Below are 667 nucleotides of genomic sequence, written 5' to 3'. Positions count from 1 at the left end.
TCGCTACGTGCTGTTGGCCGTGGGGCTGGCCATGCTGGTGGCGTTGCTGGTGATGGCGGCCATGCTGCTGCAGCGCCCGCAGGCCGGGCAGGGTGCCAGCGGCGTGCTGGAGGATGGCAGCCGGGTTGTCGGCAGCCCGCAGCGGCCGTACCGGTTGATCACCGCCACCGCCGGGTTCGAAACCTATCCCACGCTGTCCCCCGACGGTTCGCAGGTCGCCTACGAGGCCGACAGCAGCGCCCGTGCAGGCAGCACGGTGAAGGTGCAGACCTCGGGCAACGCGCCGGCGCGGCTGCTCGCCGAGACGCCGGACGGCTATTCCGACCGCTTCCCCAACTGGTCGCCCAACGGGCGCGACATCGCGTTCGCGCGGTTCGGTCCGAACGCCAGCTGCGAGGTGCTGATCGCCAGCGCCACCGGCGGCGCGGTGCGCCACGTCACCCGCTGCGACGGCACCGAACTGCTCAGCTTCGACTGGACCCCGGACGGGCGCGGCCTGGTCTTCGGCTCGCTGGCCGGCGCGCATGCCTACCGTGGCATCCGCGTGCTGGACATCGCCAGTGGCCGTTGGACCCCGCTGGCCTACCAGGTGGCCGAAGACAGCTTTGATTACGCGCCGCGCTACTCGCCCGATGGGCGCTGGATCGTGTTCGTGCGCAACCCGCAG

1 pseudogene is annotated in these 667 nt (G+C 71.4%); it reads left to right on the top strand.

The annotated features are described in order from the left end of the window. Positions 1–667: pseudogene (locus DBR34_RS24165) on the top strand (transcriptional regulator); the annotation flags it as partial.

The sequence above is a fragment of the Stenotrophomonas sp. HMWF003 genome (assembly GCF_003061285.1).
Classification (GTDB): Bacteria; Pseudomonadota; Gammaproteobacteria; order Xanthomonadales; family Xanthomonadaceae; genus Stenotrophomonas; species Stenotrophomonas maltophilia_AP.
Note: the sequence above shows the minus strand (reverse complement) of the source record. Positions and strands in the feature narration are given on the sequence as shown.